Consider the following 17,134-nt stretch of genomic DNA (forward strand, 5'->3'; position numbering starts at 1 on the left):
AGACGGCGGGATTGGATCGTTGAGCGGGACGGAAGCGTTGGAGGACAAATAGCTGGCCATGAATTCAATATGAAAGCCAAAAACGACGGCTTGGCAGGGGGCCGGTCAGCGTGAAGCGTACTGGTTACACTGTGAAATTGTCGAGAACACTCGCACTCGAATTTGTTACCCCGTTGGATGGACGATGATCACACCCCGGTATCTTTTGCCGTTTGATTCGCGAAGAGCCCTTCATCGTTTCACAGACGTCCTGGTCATTGGCGGTGGTTTGGCGGGTTTGCGAGCGGCCAACGCGGTGGAACCGAACCTGTCTGTTCTGGTTGTGACCAAAGACGAGCTTCGTGAGTCCAACAGTAACTACGCACAAGGCGGCATCGCCGGCGTTTTGGATCCCGAAGATTGTTTCGACGATCATATCCGAGACACATTGATCGCGGGTGGCAATCTCTGTGATCCCGCCGTCGTCGCGCGAGTCATTCACGAAGGCCCAAGGCGGATCGAAGAACTGATCCATTGGGGAACCCAGTTTGACAAAAGCGAAGGCGAACTTGCTCTCGGCCGAGAAGGCGGGCACAGCCACGAGCGCATTGTCCACGCCATGGGCGACGCAACCGGACGGGAAGTGATGCGAGCCGTGATCGCACGTTCACGCGAAGCCGCCAACATCGACATCTGGGAAAATGCATTCACGGTCGATTTGCTCAGCCAAGAAGGTCGCTGCCACGGCGCGATTATCGTCACCAGCGATGGACGACCGACGATGGTGTGGGCCAAGGAAACAATTCTTTGTACCGGCGGAGTCGGCCAGGTTTATCGCGAATCGACCAATCCGCCAGTCGCAACCGGTGACGGAACCTCGCTGGCCTACCGAGCCGGCGTGGAACTGAGAGACATGGAGTTCATTCAGTTTCATCCGACCGTCTTGTACATCGCCGGTTCGTCTCGTTCATTGATCACCGAAGCGGTCCGTGGCGACGGCGCTTACCTTCGTGATTCGACCGGCCATCGTTTCATGCCCGACTACGACTCTCGCGGTGAACTCGCGCCTCGGGATGTGGTCAGCCAATCGATCGTCAATCAGATGAACGAGACCGCGCATCCGTGCGTGTACTTGGACCTTTCCCACCTCAACGCGGAACACGTCCGAGCTCGCTTCCCAGGAATCGCGGAGACTTGCGGCAAGTTTGGTTTGGACATCGCCACCGATCGTATCCCGGTCCGTCCAGGTGCTCACTACATGATCGGCGGAGTTCGAGTCGACATGCTGGGACGAACCAGTCTTCCTGGATTGTGGGCAGCTGGTGAAGCAACCAGCTCCGGACTGCACGGTGCAAATCGATTGGCCAGCAACAGCTTGCTCGAAGGATTGGTCTACGGTGCTCACGCCGGAGAAGCGGCCAGTCGTTCCGCAGCGGAAGGTCCGCACAAAATGGTTGCTCGCCGCATTCAACATGCCGACCACACGCTCAACGAATCGTTCGATGTCGCCGACGTCCGTGTGTCACTGAAAAGCCTGATGGGCCGATTGGTCGGCGTTCAACGAGACGCCGAGGGACTTCGCCAAGCCGACGGTCAAATTCGTTCGTTGGCCGCCTACGTGATGCGACATCAATTCAACAGCGTCGAAGGTTGGGAACTGCAGAACCTATTGCTGACCGCCCACTGCATGGCCTCATCAGCACTGGCACGGACAGAATCACGCGGCGTGCATCTTCGCAGCGACTTTCCCGAACCCGATGACGAGAACTGGCGTTGCCACCTCAGCGTCCAAGTCGATGTGGACGGCGGCATGCCCCAAAAAGGCGAACCGATGACGTCTCCCGTCATCACACGCGAATCGACGCAAACAAACTCGACCGCGGACTGAATTGCTCGTTCAATACTCGTCTGAACGATCTCAAACGAACCAGGCAATTCACTGCAGCCAGCCGGGGCATCGGCTCGGCAAATCAGTCTTCGGTTTGCTCCAAATTTTCAGCATCTCGTGACGTTTTTATGTGACGATGAACGCATTGAGATGCACTTCAAACTCGATCTGGTGTTCGATCGCTTTGGGCTGCTGCGGCGAGCTACTACAATCGTCGCCAACTCACCCGCCCGGTGGCGCGTTTCCTTCCTTCGCCATCGAATCCACGCCAACTTTTCAGTGTTTGCCACACATGATTTCGATCAACCGATCCTCGGTTCAATCCGCGTTTCGTTCCAATGCCGCGGTCCGCTATGTTGCACTCTTCCTGTTCTTTCTGACTTGGGTAGTTGGCGTTCTCGCGACCGCCGAGGCTCAAAACGCTGTGATGCCCCCTCCGCAATCGATCGATTGGGCGAGCGAAGCATCAAAACTGCACGATCTGCGGCGAGAAGTCTCTGACGTCGCGATCACGTTTGTAACAACTGGAAATGATCCATCGATCGCCTTCCAAATTCCAGCCACCCCGGCGAACGAACGCCATTGGGTTCTGGCCATGGAAGTTTTCTGTCCTCAGGGCATCCGGAACATGGAAGTCTTTTACCAGCAACCGTGGTCCGCGCAGCGGCGCGTCGATCAGCCCCCGATCATTCGTTCCGAAGGATGGACGACCTACAGCTGTGATCTGTCACGAGACAAACAATTTCTTCGTGAGGATGGGCCGATCTGGCTGCGACTTGATTTCGGAGCCGCTGCCAACAAGCGTTTCCAGGTCCGAAACGTTGTCCTTCGTCTCGAAAACGATTTTGAACTGCGAACACGGCAACAGAAACTCGAACGGATCGAATCACTTCAAAAGCTTGATTCTCAAATTGCCTCTTACTACCAAACTGCCTTCCCCATCAAAATCACACAGGTCACTCACGATAGTGACCACATTCTTATCGCCGGAGAATTGACGGGCAAACTATCAACTGCGAACCTCAGTTTAATCCCGCGAAATTTGTCGGATATATCCGCGATCGCTGCTCGGGTGGATTCGCAATCAGCGGTTTATCCGATTCGAATCAATGCGGAAGGAACGTTTGAAGTTCGTGTTCCGGCGGTGTCTGACTCGACGCTTCGTGGAACGGGAATGCGTTGGCAAGTCGTTTCGATATCCAGTCAACTTGACTCGGATGGAAAGCGTCCCACTGTGCCCTTCTCTGCTGTTCATCACGTTGACACGTTCGACGTCGCTGAAGCAAACGAGCTTCCACCAACGCCTGCTCTGCGTGCCGCCAAAGGGATGACTTGTTTGTCAGAACTCGCCCCCGAACACATTGGGGAGCTCGGACTGCAACACGGTTCGGTCAACATTGTTCTTTCGGGACTTGTGTCGATCACGCCACGTCCGGGCTTTCTGCCAACAGAAATTCGCGGCCGCAAAGCATACATCAAGCAGGGCGTGATGCATCAGCTGGATCGACGCGTCCAAATGGGCCGTAACGCCGGTTTGGTCATGGCGGGCATTCTGCTCATTCCCAATTCTCGAAACGGGAAGCGTGCCGCCGACTCACCCACGTTGCAGCACCCCGACGCGGATCCAGCCGGAACCTACACGATGCCGAACTTAGTTGATCAAGATTCTGCCGAACTCTACGCCGCAACACTGGACTTTCTCGCCGAAAGATACAGCCGCGGGAATCTGCGAATCGATCATTGGATCGTCCACAACGAAATCGACGCCGGATGGCAATGGACGAACATGGGCGAAGTCCCCATGCATGTCTATTTGGACCACTACTTTCGTTCATTGCGAATGGTTGATGCAGCAACGCGACGCATCAATCCACACGCTCGATCGTTCATCACATTGACGCATCACTGGAATCTTGCCGATCCGCCGCACTGGCGTTGGTATGCGTCCAAAGACATCGTGGAAGCTCTCGTGCGGCATGGTGAATTGGAAGGCAACTTTCCGTGGGGATTGGCCCATCATCCTTACCCCGAAAGCCTGTGGGAATCCGACACCTGGAATGACAACGTCGAGTTCACAATGGACACCGCTCGTTTCACACTCAAAAACTGGAAGGTGCTCGACGACTACCTACACACAAAACGTTTGAGAGACCCTCAAGGCAACGTTCGCGCGGTGTTGCTCAGCGAACAAGGGTTCCACGCATCGGAGGCGGATGCAGAAGCACTGGACCAACAAGCAGCCGCTGTGTTCTACACCTTCGAAAAAATTCGCGAGTGTTCGTCGGTGCTTGCTTTTGACTACCACCGCCCAGTCGACTCACGCGGCGAAGGCGGCCTGTATCTCGGATTGCGTGGGCTCAGTTCGCCTGAACATCCTCGAGGCGAGGCAAAACCAGCTTGGGATGCGTTCAAAGCCATCGACACCCCCTCCGAATCCAACCTGCGTGTGCGCTACGAATCTCATTGGAAAGATTGAGCGTGCCATGACTGCACCGTTCGATGGTGCCCAGCGAGCCGCACTTCGTCGCGTCCAATGACAATCTCAAGCCCCTCCATTTCCCAGATAGTTGATCATGGAACTCACTGCTCATTCGATTCCCAAACGCCGCCAAGCCAAAAGCCTGGCACTTGAATCCTTGATCGGCGCCGTCGCGATGGTCTCGGTCCTCATTGGAGTGGTCGCCGCCGTCGCCGTACTGATCTTCTTTGGTTTTCCAGCCATCGTCACATCGCTTTCCATCCTCGTCGGATCACTTTTGAATTGGCTTTTCTTGCAATCCCTCGCTGAAATCATTCGGTTGCTCAAGAAGATTGCGAAGATCGACTACGCCGGGGTTATCTCCGGCAGTCACATGGAAATGGTCCCCACCTGCAGCCACTGCGACGCTACGCTTCGCAACGACGTTTACTGCGATCAATGTGGTGCCCGGCTGATCCCACCGAGTGTTTGAGCGAACCAGTAAGACTGAGCCGTAAAACGCCAGACGAGATTGCTTTCTCCAAACGGCAACGTTGAACGCCCCCATCCAGTTTCCGCTTCGCTTGGCCGTCAGCGAAATCGCAGTGTGAACGCTCTACCATCCGTCGGCTTCATGAGAAATCCAAACGGCATGCATCAAATCCTGGTTTACGGTGATTCTCTCAGCTGGGGAATCATTCCAAACACCCGTTTTCGCTTCGCGTTCCATCAGCGCTGGCCAGGGGTGATGGAAGTTACGCTGCAACGATCAGGAATCGAAACGCGTGTCGTTGAAGACTGCCTCAATGGTCGCCGCACCATCTGGAACGATCCAATCAAAGCCGGACGCAATGGGTTGGAAGGCCTGGAACAAAGGATCGAGGTCAATTCGCCGCTCTCACTCGTCATCCTCTTCCTTGGGACCAACGACTTCCAGTCCGTCCACAACGTCCACGCTGCGCAATCGGCACAGGGACTCGCATCGCTAGTCGACGCCATTCGTGCTGCGCCGATTGAGCCTGGAATGCCAACCCCCAAAATCCTGTTGGTCGCACCGCCAACCGTTCAATCTCCGAAACACAACATGGCGGCGAAGTTCCGAGACGCGGAAACGAAATCAGCAGGACTCGCAGATGCCGTTCGCAACATTGCAAAAGAGAAACGCTGCGAATTCTTTGATGCGGCCAAGGTCACCACAACCAGCGTGGTCGATGGAGTCCACCTTGATCAAGAACAACACTTGGCTCTTGGTACCGCACTAGCAGCGACCGTCGCAGAAATTTTGGCACCAGTCGCAATTTGATTCAGTCCAAGAACCTGTCCTCAATGTGGCATAGGCTTCCAGCCTGTGGTCCGCTGAATCACAGGCTGGAAGCCTATGCCACCTACTCTCCGCTTAGTCGAAAGCCTTCTACCAGCCAAATTCGCTAGACTTCTTCCTCGCATACGGATGGATTCAGCCTCGCACCGCGGAGTGTCATTCCGCTTCCGGTATCCAATCAAGTCCGCCAGGCATCATCTTGCAAACCGCTTTCATTCGAAACTCGACAGTCAATCTCGGTCTCTGTGACTGACAACCCTTACACACCACCGACCGTAACCGAGACAGTTCGTCCGGTGAGTCCAGACGTGAATTCAGATTTCCGGAGGGGACCGGCGTGGTACATTGCTTACTCGGCATTGGCTGGTGCTTTTGCATCCATTCCATGGCTGACTCACCTTCCTGCACTGGGGCTCGTCGCGGTTCTAGCTGGATGTGTCATCGGTGGACTGATCTTCCGGATTCGATCACGGAGCTGGCCGCACGATCCAAGAGTTCGCCATCGGCAATTGCTCTACTCATTGATCGCAGTATCGTTCCCGCCCGCCGGACTATTCCTATTGGCAGGTCCCATTGAAATTATCTTGTCGGGAGCAGCGTTAGGAGCATTTGCTGCCTGCGGAATCTTCGTCAGCGGCACGCGACGCTACTCGATGGTGAATGAACAACTCAGAAAAATCGAAACGAACGATCAAAGTACCATCGAATGAAGACGCTTCTTCCTGTCTGCGATCTGGAACTCACCAAAGCACCAAACCGGCGTAAACTCAAAACCGAATCCAAATCTTTCGCGACCTTGTTTGAAAAGCGATGCTTGCCTCCCGTTTTAAGTGAACGCTGCCTTTCACCACTTTGCGCATGGACTGATCTCATCCCGACTCACTGGTCAATTAAATGATGCACCCGTCGACCTATTGCTTGGTGTTGTGGACTGCCATGACCGCGACAACCATGGCCCAAGCCCCTGACTCGCTAGACAATCCGTTTCGATCAGTCGCTGCTGACGACACCGTCGCAGAATCAAAACTGGACGTCGTCGATGCAGAGTCGCCAGAGGAGCGAATGTTGACATTGGTTCACACCGAAGCGCTGCCTCGCTTTGACCGTGCAGAGATCTTCACGCTTTCAATGCCTGATCCATTCGCTGACGATGCGATGAAGCGAGAAGCAGGCAAAGACGCCTTTCCGGTGCGTCCGTATGGGAAAAACGCGACTGTCCTGAAACACAAAACGTTGACGGGACCTAGCTGTGATGACCTGCGTGAGCTTTGGCAGGAACTCACCTTCGACCGCGACGGCGGAGCGTTTTGCCATCGTCCCGTCTACGGACTTCGATTTTACCGTGGTGCATCGCTGCTTTTCGAAACAACCGTTTGCTGGGAATGTCAGAACTTCTATGTCCCAAAGTTCGATCGCCAGAAACGAACTTTCAGTCATCGATGGCATGGCTTCGTAAACGACGCCCATGCAAAAGCACTGCTGACGCGACTCCGTTCCGAGTTGCCGCATCCGCAGCTATAAACGTTCGCAGAATGCCCGTTTGCCAACCAGCACCTGGCGTCCAACCACTCACGCTAATGTCCGATCCATACCGTCCGCCGCTGACCTCGCCAAAACAGAGAACCTATCCTCGTAGGCGATTTCAATTTGCGTTCTTGAACGCCGTGCTTATCGGCATTCCGCTCGCGGTTGCCTTATTCAGTATCGCTTCCACGATGATTGAGATGCAAATCGAAGCGGCCAAGAACAATGGCGATCCAGTCACCTATCAAAGCCACTACTGGAATTTTGCACCGCACGCACTCTGGCTCATCCTTGCCTACTTTTCCGCACCCAATCTTGGTTTGCTGGGAATGCAAGCCATTTTAAAGTGGCAGAAGTAGGAATCGGTCTCGTCCAGTGCTCAGGACGAGGCAAGCTGCGCCGCTCTCTGTTTGAACTTTACGTGGCGGGATCTTCTCACCGACGATCATCCCTTCTGGACGAATTCTTGCCACATCCACGACGACTTTTCATCCCGGACACAGACCATGACATATCCACGCACGTTCTCGCACATCGGTCTTTCGGTCACCGACTTGGACGCTGCCGTTGAGTTCTACACCGAAACTCTTGGCTGGTACGTCATCATGCCGCCGACCGAAATTGTTTCGGATGACTCGGCCATCGGTGTCATGTGCAACGACGTCTTCGGCGAAGGCTGGGGACGTTTCCGAATCGCTCATCTTTCAACCGGCGACAAGATCGGCGTCGAAATCTTCGAATTCAAGAACGCGGAGCGACCCGCCGACAATTTTGAATATTGGAAAACGGGTGTGTTTCACTTCTGCATTCAAGACCCGGATGTGGAAGGTCTTGCCAAACGGATCGTTGCCAACGGTGGCAAGCAACGCATGCCAGTCCGCGAATACTTCCCCGGTGAAAAACCGTACCGAATGGTCTATTGCGAAGATCCCTTCGGCAACATCATCGAAATCTACTCCCACAGCTACGAACTGACCTACTCAGCCGGTGCCTACCAAGGCGAGAACGACTGAGTGCATTCGCTTCCCGCACCCCAGTGGCATCGCGGCGAGCTGGCCGCGCACCAGCCCGCCTGCATAGGGCATCGATCGAATGGGAAACCTCGAGAGCGGATTCTACTGTGCCGGCGTTGATCCTGGGCGGGGCCCCGGTGGCAGATTCTCCAGCAAGTAACGCGTGATCAACATTCGCACGTGCACTTCAGAACCTTTGCCTTCACGCAGCCCATGGTCTCGGTTGGGGTAGACCATGTAGTCGAAAGCCTTGCCCAGCTCGATCAACCGATCGACCAAACCTTCGATGATCTGAATGTGCGTGTTGGTTTCGCCTGATCCGGTGACAATCAACAGCTTGCCTTTCAGCCCGTCTGCAAATCCCAGTGGAGCCGAACGAGCGTATCCGTCCGCGTTGACCTCCGGAGTCCGCATGTAAATCTCTTGGAACCAAGCATTGTAGAGATGCGGTTGTGGTTTGGGCACGACAGCGATCCCGAGATGATAAACATCGGGTTTGCGAAACAACGCGTTCAGTGTGTTCGAACCGCCACCGCTCCAACCCCAAATGCCGACCCGCGACAGATCCACATAAGATCGCGTGCGGCCAAGTTTCTGAATCGCTGCGGCCTGTTCTTCCGTCGACAGCGGTCCCAAGCTACCGAAGATGCTTCGTCGCCATGCTGCACCTTTGGGGCAAGGCGTCCCGCGGTTGTCGATTGAAACGGTGATGTATCCAAGGTCCGCAATCGTACGGAGAAAATCGATTTGAGCGGCTCCCCAACGATCGAGCACCGTCTGCAGATAGGGTTCGCCGTAGACATAGACAAACACCGGGTAACGTTTCGACTCATCAAAATCACTAGGTTTGGTCACACTCGCGTCAATGGTCACATCCTCTGACAGCTTGAGCTGAACGAATTCAGTGGGGCGTGTGATCGTTTTTTGCGCAAGCTTCTGCAGTTCTTGGTTGTCCTCCAGGATCCGGATCGAGTGATGCTCTGGAATCGAAACCAAATCAACAACCGGAGGCGTGTTCACGGTTGAATAGGTGTGAAAGGCCCACTTGCGATCAGGAGAAAACTGATACTCATGCCATCCAGGCTGGTCCCCAGGCGTGATCTTTTCCAGCGTACCCGATCCATCCAAAGGAACTCGGTATAGAGAACGCTGGGTTCCATTGTCCGGTGAAGCGTAGAAGTAATACCAACCACTGGCTTCGTCCACGACATCTCCCGGTTCAGCACGATCGATGATGTCATAGTCGCCAGGAGTCAGCAGCCGTTCATTCTCGCCATCGCGATCAATGGCGAACGCCTGACGCCATCCATCCTTCTCACTCAAAAAGACAAAACTCTTCCCACCATCAATCCATTTGACACCGGAATTGATCCCGTGACTTCCGACGGCCCAAGCGTCATTGGTTTCTTCGAAAATGGTGGACACGGTTCCGCCAACCATCGCCAACAAGAACTCGCGTTTGTCGCGAAAACGGCTGAGACGCTCGACCAAAACTTCGTCTGAACTCCCTGCCCAAGAAACTTCTCCAAAGTAGCCGCCTTGCTCTGGGAATTCGATTGGCAACCATGTCACCGAACCAGCGTCATCGCCCTCCACATCGACCACGCCCACTCGCAGTTCAGGGATTTTCGTCCCCACGCGAGCGAATCGAGTCTGCTGCACGCTGGGATACGAAGGGTCATCGGGAACCAACACGTTCCGCAACCGAACCTCGCTCGAATCTGTTTCAACGAAGAGGACTCGCGAGCCATCTGGACTCCAAGCGAGTTCCCGGTACGAGACATCGCCGGACGGTTCATCGTCGAACAAGCTACGCGTCTTTCCGCTTCCGATTTCGCGAACGATCCAGTTGCGACGTCGCTTCTGCAAGACTTGCTTGCCGTCCGGCGAGACCAGAGGATCCTGTTTCGCCGTCGCAACCTTGGCTGATGCAACAGATGGTTCCCCCAAGTCGACTTGATAGACCGCTCGGACCAATTCATTCGTATCCGCGTCCTTCTCGCGAACAACATATCCCGAACTGTCTGCCAACCATTCTGCTTCAAATTGTTGCGCACGCATCTCGCCTTTCGCGTAGATGCCCACCAATCGCGGACGGGACTTCTCAAGCAATTCGGCGGTACTGGTCGATTGCCAGTCGGCTGATTGAGCAACTGCATGGCATGGGGGCGTTGCTACCGCGAACGCCGCAACAAGCAAAGAGACAACCTTCAAACGTAAATCCATCAATCTTACTCTTCATGTGATGTCGTGAGATAAAACATTGACATGACGCAGGAGACCGGCGATGTCTCTCCGTTGGTCAAATCGCAATTCCGCAAAGTAGCGACGCGAAAAAAGGGGCATGTGATAGCAGTTTTGTGATGGGGATACTCAGAGATTAGACCAAACGAGCGATCCGTTTCTGTCAGCCAATCTGTTTCCATGTGCCATTCGAAACAACGCACCAGTGGACGCCACTAAAGGCAACTTATCGGCCCAGTGCTCGCGGGCATTCCCTTGCATCGCTGCACCGAACAAACGTGGTGGAGCGAGTTAGAGGCCAAGCAGAACGAGGAATCTTGGCCTCTAACGCGTGAACGACAATCATCCGTGAGTCATCTGCCAATGCTTTGATCTGCAGAAAGTCGATCTGAATCGTTGTGCATAAATCCAGCAACGGCGAATGAGCAATGGATCGGTCTGACGTTGGCCACAGTGAATGAGTCTGCGATCCACGGCTTTGTGCGTCAATTGATCTCAACACCACCAAGTCGAAGCGAGAACACCAAATGTTTCTACGAGTGGAGATCACTCGACTTGGAAAGTGGTGGGAGTTGTGGACATGGACGGCATACTTGTCTCGGTGCGAATCCCCCGACTGATTGGACGAACAGGGAGGTGTACGCCATCTACTCACCAAGGATTTTCTCGAACTGCTGCAAACAATGTCCTTCACAAACCGGAACTACTTGCCTTCGCCGAAAAACACAGCCAGTCAGAAACGCGGCTCTGGAAGTTCAACATAGAGTAGGCGATTGGGCGGACGAAACACGATCCCGAACCTTCAAAAAAGAGTAGAGATCAACTGCTATTGTTGACGTCGGAACTTCGTTCCCACAAACTCCACCCCTCCAGCAACGACCAAATCTATCTGGGTAAGATTGAACATGAGGCTCACCACGCTCATCCTTGCGGCTCTGATTGCCGGGTGCACTACGAACCGTATGCCGCAAGAGCTTCACACGGCGCTCAGAGGGGCGACTACGCTCCAGTTGCACTCTCTCGATCCAGCTCCATCTGATCGCGATCGCAATGGAACATTTCATGGCTGGAAGGACCTTGGATACGTCGAACTTTCAGATTCGGCACAGCGAACCGAATTACTCGATGCATTCGACGCTGGAATCGCAGACAGTGACGGCAGTGCCGCTGCGTGCTTCGACCCACGCAACGGCTTGCGTGCGAGCTACGATGGAAAAACCTACGATGTTGTGATCTGCTTCGAATGCATGCAAACCATTTGGTTTGTTGACGATGTTAGAATGCCCGGTTTTCTGATTTCGGGGAGCCCACAAACCGTTTTCGACGCGGTTTTGACCGATGCATCGATTCCACTCGCGCCTTCAGCAAACCATTGAAGGCTTGCCTTTTGGATATCTGATGACCAAGCCAATCTCACTCGTTTCGACGGACCATTTCCCAGCACCCGAATACCCGAGCACCCCCAAACTCCAGTGACCACCTCAGTCATGTTCTACCTCGCCCAATAGAGATTGGAAATTGAATCACTCGCCATATCATCCGCCTTCCGGCGACAAAGTCGTTGCAAAGCCAAACTTAACCGAACATGAAGCTCCGTCGGTTTTACCATTTGCACAGTTGGGGCTTCGTTTGCTTGGAGTTTTAATGGTGGTCGATGGAATGGGGGCTATGCTTGGCGGTGGCATTCAGTGGCTACTACAAGTCGCCGAATACGCAAACGCCGGCTATTCAATGACAATCGATCCACACTCTGCCGGATGGGTTGCCGGAGGGATCCCGTCCTTGATTGTAGGGTTCTACCTTGTCACCAGGTGTGACACTCTGCTCCGAATCGTATTTACGCCATCACGTCGTCAATAGAAAACCGACAAGCTGATGCCTCTCGACCCATCGAAGAATGGCTCTGCCACTTCAGCTGGCAGTCCGACTATCACAGATGACACGAAACTCTGGTTACATCCCAAAGGACGTCCAATGAAGACTGCATTTGCTACTGCTACCGTGGTGCTCCTCGCGATGACCTTCGCATTCACGGCCAACTCAGATGAGCCAGCGGAAGAGAAGACCGCTTTGTCCTACAACACCTCGGATATCGGAAGAGAACTCCTCGATACTTTGGCCGATAGCTACGAACTGCGTTTTCAGGAGTATCGCAGTGGTCGATCAGGCCCGGCGAGATTGCTCGAAATCAATCGGGAACTGTACGAACAGCAGCGTGAGTCGGTCGCAGCAGACCAACGTTTGATTGTCGCGGAACAATTCTTGGCGAGAGCAAAGGAAATCAATGCGATCGCAGAAATCCACCTCAAGCATGGTACAGGGACGCGGATGGACCTGCTCGACACCAGAGCTTCGCAACTTCGAGCGACAATCGAACTCGAAAACGTTGCGGCGCTCTAAGCCGGTCGGCAGGAATGCTTGGGTTGAATCCCCTGAGCCGTTTGGGCATTGGCCTCGTCTGCGTGCGGGAACGTTGCTAACGCAGCGCGGCTCACATGCCCGATAGACACCTGCTTACCTGTTTAGACGGGAATCGCTCAAAAGTGCCGATTTCGACCAACACCGAAAAATGGGCGCAGAGCAGCGCTCATGAAGAAGTACGACCAAAGCCGGCATCTGAACTTACTCTGCATTCTGCTTGGTCGTCTTTGCTTGCGACTTTCAATGCCAAACTGAACGCAAACGCGAGACAATCTTGAACGAAGATCCGTATCAGCCACCAAATGAAGACAATGCGGTCGAGGACGCCCCGATTTCAGGGCCGTCTTTTCTGCCATCGACACCACTGAAAACATTTGGCCTGGCGGTCATTGTTTTTCCCGTACTGAGCGTGATTGACCTTTTCGTCGACTCGCTAACCGGTGCTTCAACATCTAACACGCCAAACTCATTGCCACCCCTGTTTCTGGTCATCGGATGGTTGGTTGGTGGTTACCTTTGGATTCGTGCGTTTCGGCTTTTGCACCGGATCAGACCACTGCTATCTCCGACCGTTTTTGCAGTGTTCACGATACCGGTTTGGTTCGTTGTCTCTGGTATCCTTGCACTTCCAATCATCATGGTACGTTAGCGTTGCTTGAACGCCATTGAAGCGGATCGCGAAGAAGATCAATGAATCGAACAGGCTTGAAGTTTGTGGAACTCGACTTGGAGCACGAGTCTGCTCTCGCCGACTACTTGGCGGAATTCGAAAGCGAAGGCGAATCCCGCGTCCACGGCTATTTCGGAAAATCAGATTGGTCGCACGCAGAAATCGTTGATCACCTGAAAGCATGGTCTCGCGGCGATCGGCTTGCGGGATTCGTTCCGAACTCAACTCGGTTTCTACTTGTCAATGATCGCATTGTAGGGAACTACAATTTTCGCCACGAGCTTTCACCGGAACTGAAGCAATGCGGTGGTCATTGTGGGTATAGCGTTCGGCCTTCGGAGCGATGCAAGGGCTATGGCTCACTGTTGTTACAGGACGCAAAAGACTTCGCTCGCGAACGTGGCTTGGACCGGATTTTGGTGACGTGCAACGCTGAGAACATCGGATCAGCAAGCGTGATCGAACGCAATGGAGGCGTCCTTGAGAATGTTGCCCTCGATCCCGCAACCAATTCGAGCCTGAGACGCTACTGGATCGAATTGTAGATTTGCCTAGCGGGCTGTTGATCCATTGATCCGTACCGCGTTCGCGGCGGTTGATGAGACGCCAACCGGCGCCAACGTCCATCGGCAAATTGTTGTCATTCGGTATACGACTAATTCAACAGCCCGCTAGCTCGTCGGGTATCAAGACGAACTCGATCAATAGTTTCCAGCGTCGATTGCTGCTTCTCCCGGCAGTCACTCAAGCCATCTTGTCTTCACCGATAGAAGTCAATCCATTTCAGCTTGATCGACTTCGGATTGTTTTCCAACAACGCTTTTGGCAGCTTCATCTCAAAGTACGCACGGTTCGCCACATCCGCGTTCCCCGGAACCTCATTCCCGCGTACCACTCGAATCTTCATCCAAAACGAATGGCGAGAATCAAGGGGTGCGTTTTCCTGCCCATCCATCCTGAGGCATACTTTGTCATCATGACTTGATACCGAGGCAACGAGCGACTCATTGCCGTTGCTGATTCGAAGGCTCTCGAGTCCCTGCAAGTGCAACCGCACCACCACGATAGCCGGCCACCGGTTTCCACTGCGTTCGATGACTGCCTGACTGATTCCGGCAGGGCTTTGAACATCGAAGCGTGCTTTGTCCTTGCCGATTTTCACCTCGACCTCGTCATCCGCCCGCAACGTTGTGATCGAGTACAGCGAATTTTCGTCCTCAGCCAACGCGCAGTTCATCGGTCCTGAGACGAGAGCCAGCGAAACAAACAAGATGACCAGACGGTGTAACATGGTGGCTGCTTCGAGTCGGTTTGTTTCAAAGGCGTTCTTCATCACGTCTATATTATCAAAACGAGAGAGTTCGAAACCCACCAAGCGAACACAACCACGGGAATCTTCATGACGCTTTCACGACGATGTTTTTGCGGAGCGGTTGGGGCGGGCATTGCCTCCGCCAATCTGAGCCTGATTGCGAACGACCAAACATCAAAGCCCCTTCGAGTGGTCGCTTACAACATTTACAAACTGACAGGCTGGCCTAGCCAGAGCCCGTTGGCTCAGCAAGCCGTCGCACGGGGACAGATGGCGAATCGACTGGCGATGGAATTGGCCCTTTATGATCCGGACATCATCAATTTCTCAGAATCGCCCCCGGAGAACGTGACGAAAGAAGTGGCAAAATTGCTGGGGATGAATCACGTGCGGTTTCCCAGCGGCGGCCATTGGCCGGGGACTTTGCTGAGCAAATCGAAAATCCTGGAATCGCAAAACGCTCCGATGAACGGAGATAGACCCAAGGAGCTGTTCACCCGACACTGGGGAAGGGCCATTGTTGAATTGCCTGGTGACGAACCGCTAGTTGTTCATTCGGCACATCTCTTTCCAACGCCCGACCCCGCAGTTCGACTGAGAGAGATTCGGGCGATGATCGAATCGATGAAATCGGACTTTGATTCCGGACGCTCGATGTTATTGATTGGCGATTTGAATCACAGCCCTGACACCGACGAGTACAAGCTTTGGATCGATGCAGGTTGGACGGATACCTTTGCGGAAGTCGGAGCAGACAATGGCTTCACCTTCAAATCAGACCATCCTGAGTGGCGTATCGATTACATCTTCGCCGCGGGACCGATCGCAAAACGCGTGAGTGAATCGAGACCACTGTTTGACGGTGCGTTTCGTTTGAACAACGACGACGAAAAGTCGTTCGCCTTGAGCGATCACCTTCCTCAATTGGCAGTGTTTGATTCAGTTAGTCGGTAGAAGCTCACGATTCTATTCAGCCTGCCTGACACTCGGTGGTTTGGACGAATTGAAAGTGTTCGCGACACGCCGTGTCGCGAAAAGACCCCCGTCCCTTTTTGCTGGGCCGCGGTTGGTCATGGTTGGACGGGTGGTGCCAACCTTTCAGTCCGGACTTGCTTAGAATCGGATCCAACAACTTTGATGACGGGCACAAATTTTTGGCGTCTCGCTCGCAGTCTCTCTAGTTCACTCAGGATCAGTACTCCATGCCAATCAGAGCCTTCCTTCCGGTAATTCTCTTTTTCGTTCTGCTTGGCGGAGGTCTGCTCGGTGCTGAGGACAAAGATGCCTCTGTTCAAATGCCTCCGCCGAATATCGTCTTGGTGATGACCGACGATCAGGGATACGACTGGGCTCCTCGGTAAAGAAATCATTGAAAAACACGCAGTTCTTTCGCGATTTACGGTGATTTCATCGTAGGGCTATTTGACTGCAATTCAGGTAAATGGCGCTGGATTAACTACATTTTACTCCACTCTTGGTGGATGAATTTCAATTAGTCCGTGCCATTGGACATCAACTGCTTCAAGTTTCATTTGAAGCTTGAGTGATATACGGACGCTGGCCGTCAATTCGGATTCATACCGGAAGAAGCTATTCTTATTAAATGCCAAAGGTCACCGATGTCGAGTCGGGCGGGCTCGGTGGAAGCACGAGAGTAATGATCGGAGCGCAGGATTAACTCGTAGTCCACCAAGACGCTTGGATCGAACACTCTTAAAAGTTGCTAGGCCCCCGCAATCTTCGCCTGCTAAATCACGACGACGAACTAGAGTTGCCTCCACGGCAACGCAGAATGACAAGAACGCCAACGTCCAACATTTGAGCGTCGGCGTTCTTCTCGTTGCGATTGTTGTTGATACTACGCTGCCATCGAGGAGCAGCTTTCTTGGCATTTGCGGCAGAACTCGACGCACTTGTCCATGTTGCCGACCTTTTCGCAACTGTCTGCACACGCTTTGCAGATCTCGGCACAGGCTCGGCAATACAACGTGTGGTTGTCGCTGTTGCGGCCCATGAAGTCGACGCATGCGTTGCATGCGGCGATGCAGTCGAGCATTAGTTTGACGTGGGTTTGCTCGACGTGGTCGCCGCCTTCGGAAAGGCAGTGGCTGGTCAGCATGTCAGCACAGGTCGTTTGGCATTCGTGGCAGTTTTGAAGGCATTCTTTCATGAATGCGGTTGCGGTACTCATTCGTTTCTCCTTTGGAAATGGTTGGTGCGGCCCAGTTGCCGCTGCCTTTTCGGAACGCAACTTGCATACCATAATGGGGTATAATGAGAATTATCAAAAAGACAGCCTAAGGA

Annotated in this window: 15 protein-coding genes; 12 read left to right on the plus strand and 3 right to left on the minus strand. The window is 53.7% G+C overall.

What is annotated here, in order from left to right; all coding sequences use genetic code 11:
- Nucleotides 1-184: 184 nt before the first annotated feature.
- The 8 genes from nadB to B2R17_RS24330 all read left to right on the plus strand — a co-directional run bounded on the left by nadB (nt 185) and on the right by B2R17_RS24330 (nt 8,183).
- Complete coding sequence (nadB, locus tag B2R17_RS24295; protein WP_286766048.1) at nt 185-1,867, plus strand: L-aspartate oxidase; 1,683 nt, start codon at nt 185-187, stop codon at nt 1,865-1,867.
- Between the two features lie 292 nt (nt 1,868-2,159).
- Complete coding sequence (locus B2R17_RS24300; protein ID WP_286766049.1) at nt 2,160-4,343, plus strand: DUF5722 domain-containing protein; 2,184 nt, start codon at nt 2,160-2,162, stop codon at nt 4,341-4,343.
- 97 nt (nt 4,344-4,440) lie between these two features.
- Nucleotides 4,441-4,818 (plus strand): hypothetical protein, encoded by a 378-nt coding sequence (locus B2R17_RS24305; RefSeq protein WP_286766050.1) that lies wholly within the window; start codon nt 4,441-4,443, stop codon nt 4,816-4,818.
- Nucleotides 4,819-4,977: 159 nt separating this feature from the next.
- Nucleotides 4,978-5,628, plus strand: coding sequence for an SGNH/GDSL hydrolase family protein (locus B2R17_RS24310; protein ID WP_339886853.1), 651 nt, complete (start codon nt 4,978-4,980; stop codon nt 5,626-5,628).
- Nucleotides 5,629-5,954: 326 nt separating this feature from the next.
- Nucleotides 5,955-6,356: a hypothetical protein gene (locus tag B2R17_RS24315; protein ID WP_286766052.1), complete on the plus strand. Its 402-nt coding sequence runs from the start codon at nt 5,955-5,957 to the stop codon at nt 6,354-6,356.
- Between the two features lie 226 nt (nt 6,357-6,582).
- A complete protein-coding gene (locus B2R17_RS24320) occupies nt 6,583-7,167 on the plus strand; it encodes a hypothetical protein (protein ID WP_286766053.1) in 585 nt (194 codons plus the stop codon).
- 143 nt (nt 7,168-7,310) lie between these two features.
- The gene (locus B2R17_RS24325) at nt 7,311-7,529 is read left to right on the plus strand and encodes a hypothetical protein (RefSeq protein ID WP_286766103.1); all 219 of its coding nucleotides are present in this window, start codon (nt 7,311-7,313) and stop codon (nt 7,527-7,529) included.
- Between the two features lie 147 nt (nt 7,530-7,676).
- Entirely contained in the window at nt 7,677-8,183 is a 507-nt protein-coding gene (locus B2R17_RS24330) for a lactoylglutathione lyase family protein (protein ID WP_008660129.1), read from the plus strand.
- A 102-nt stretch (nt 8,184-8,285) separates the two neighbouring features.
- Here the strand turns inward: B2R17_RS24330 and B2R17_RS24335 are convergent, their stop codons facing one another.
- Nucleotides 8,286-10,409 (minus strand): S9 family peptidase, encoded by a 2,124-nt coding sequence (locus B2R17_RS24335; protein WP_286766054.1) that lies wholly within the window; start codon nt 10,407-10,409, stop codon nt 8,286-8,288.
- A 1,992-nt stretch (nt 10,410-12,401) separates the two neighbouring features.
- On the opposite strand from B2R17_RS24335, the gene B2R17_RS24340 reads away from it, so the two are divergent.
- Complete coding sequence (locus B2R17_RS24340) at nt 12,402-12,827, plus strand: hypothetical protein (RefSeq protein ID WP_286766055.1); 426 nt, start codon at nt 12,402-12,404, stop codon at nt 12,825-12,827.
- A 711-nt stretch (nt 12,828-13,538) separates the two neighbouring features.
- On the plus strand, nt 13,539-14,063 hold the full coding sequence (locus B2R17_RS24345) for a GNAT family N-acetyltransferase (protein WP_286766056.1): 525 nt from the start codon (nt 13,539-13,541) through the stop codon (nt 14,061-14,063).
- A 215-nt stretch (nt 14,064-14,278) separates the two neighbouring features.
- Here the strand turns inward: B2R17_RS24345 and B2R17_RS24350 are convergent, their stop codons facing one another.
- Nucleotides 14,279-14,809 (minus strand): hypothetical protein, encoded by a 531-nt coding sequence (locus B2R17_RS24350; protein ID WP_286766057.1) that lies wholly within the window; start codon nt 14,807-14,809, stop codon nt 14,279-14,281.
- Nucleotides 14,810-14,917: 108 nt separating this feature from the next.
- Between B2R17_RS24350 and B2R17_RS24355 the strand changes: the two genes are divergently transcribed.
- A complete protein-coding gene (locus B2R17_RS24355) occupies nt 14,918-15,784 on the plus strand; it encodes an endonuclease/exonuclease/phosphatase family protein (protein WP_286766058.1) in 867 nt (288 codons plus the stop codon).
- Nucleotides 15,785-16,032: 248 nt separating this feature from the next.
- A complete protein-coding gene (locus tag B2R17_RS24360; protein ID WP_286766059.1) occupies nt 16,033-16,191 on the plus strand; it encodes a hypothetical protein in 159 nt (52 codons plus the stop codon).
- Between the two features lie 497 nt (nt 16,192-16,688).
- On the opposite strand, the gene B2R17_RS24365 is transcribed toward B2R17_RS24360, so the two are convergent.
- Nucleotides 16,689-17,021, minus strand: coding sequence for a four-helix bundle copper-binding protein (locus B2R17_RS24365; protein ID WP_286766060.1), 333 nt, complete (start codon nt 17,019-17,021; stop codon nt 16,689-16,691).
- Nucleotides 17,022-17,134: the final 113 nt, after the last annotated feature.

Origin of the sequence: Rhodopirellula sp. UBA1907 (assembly GCF_002337565.1) — a bacterium.
Classification (GTDB): Bacteria; Planctomycetota; Planctomycetia; order Pirellulales; family Pirellulaceae; genus Rhodopirellula; species Rhodopirellula europaea.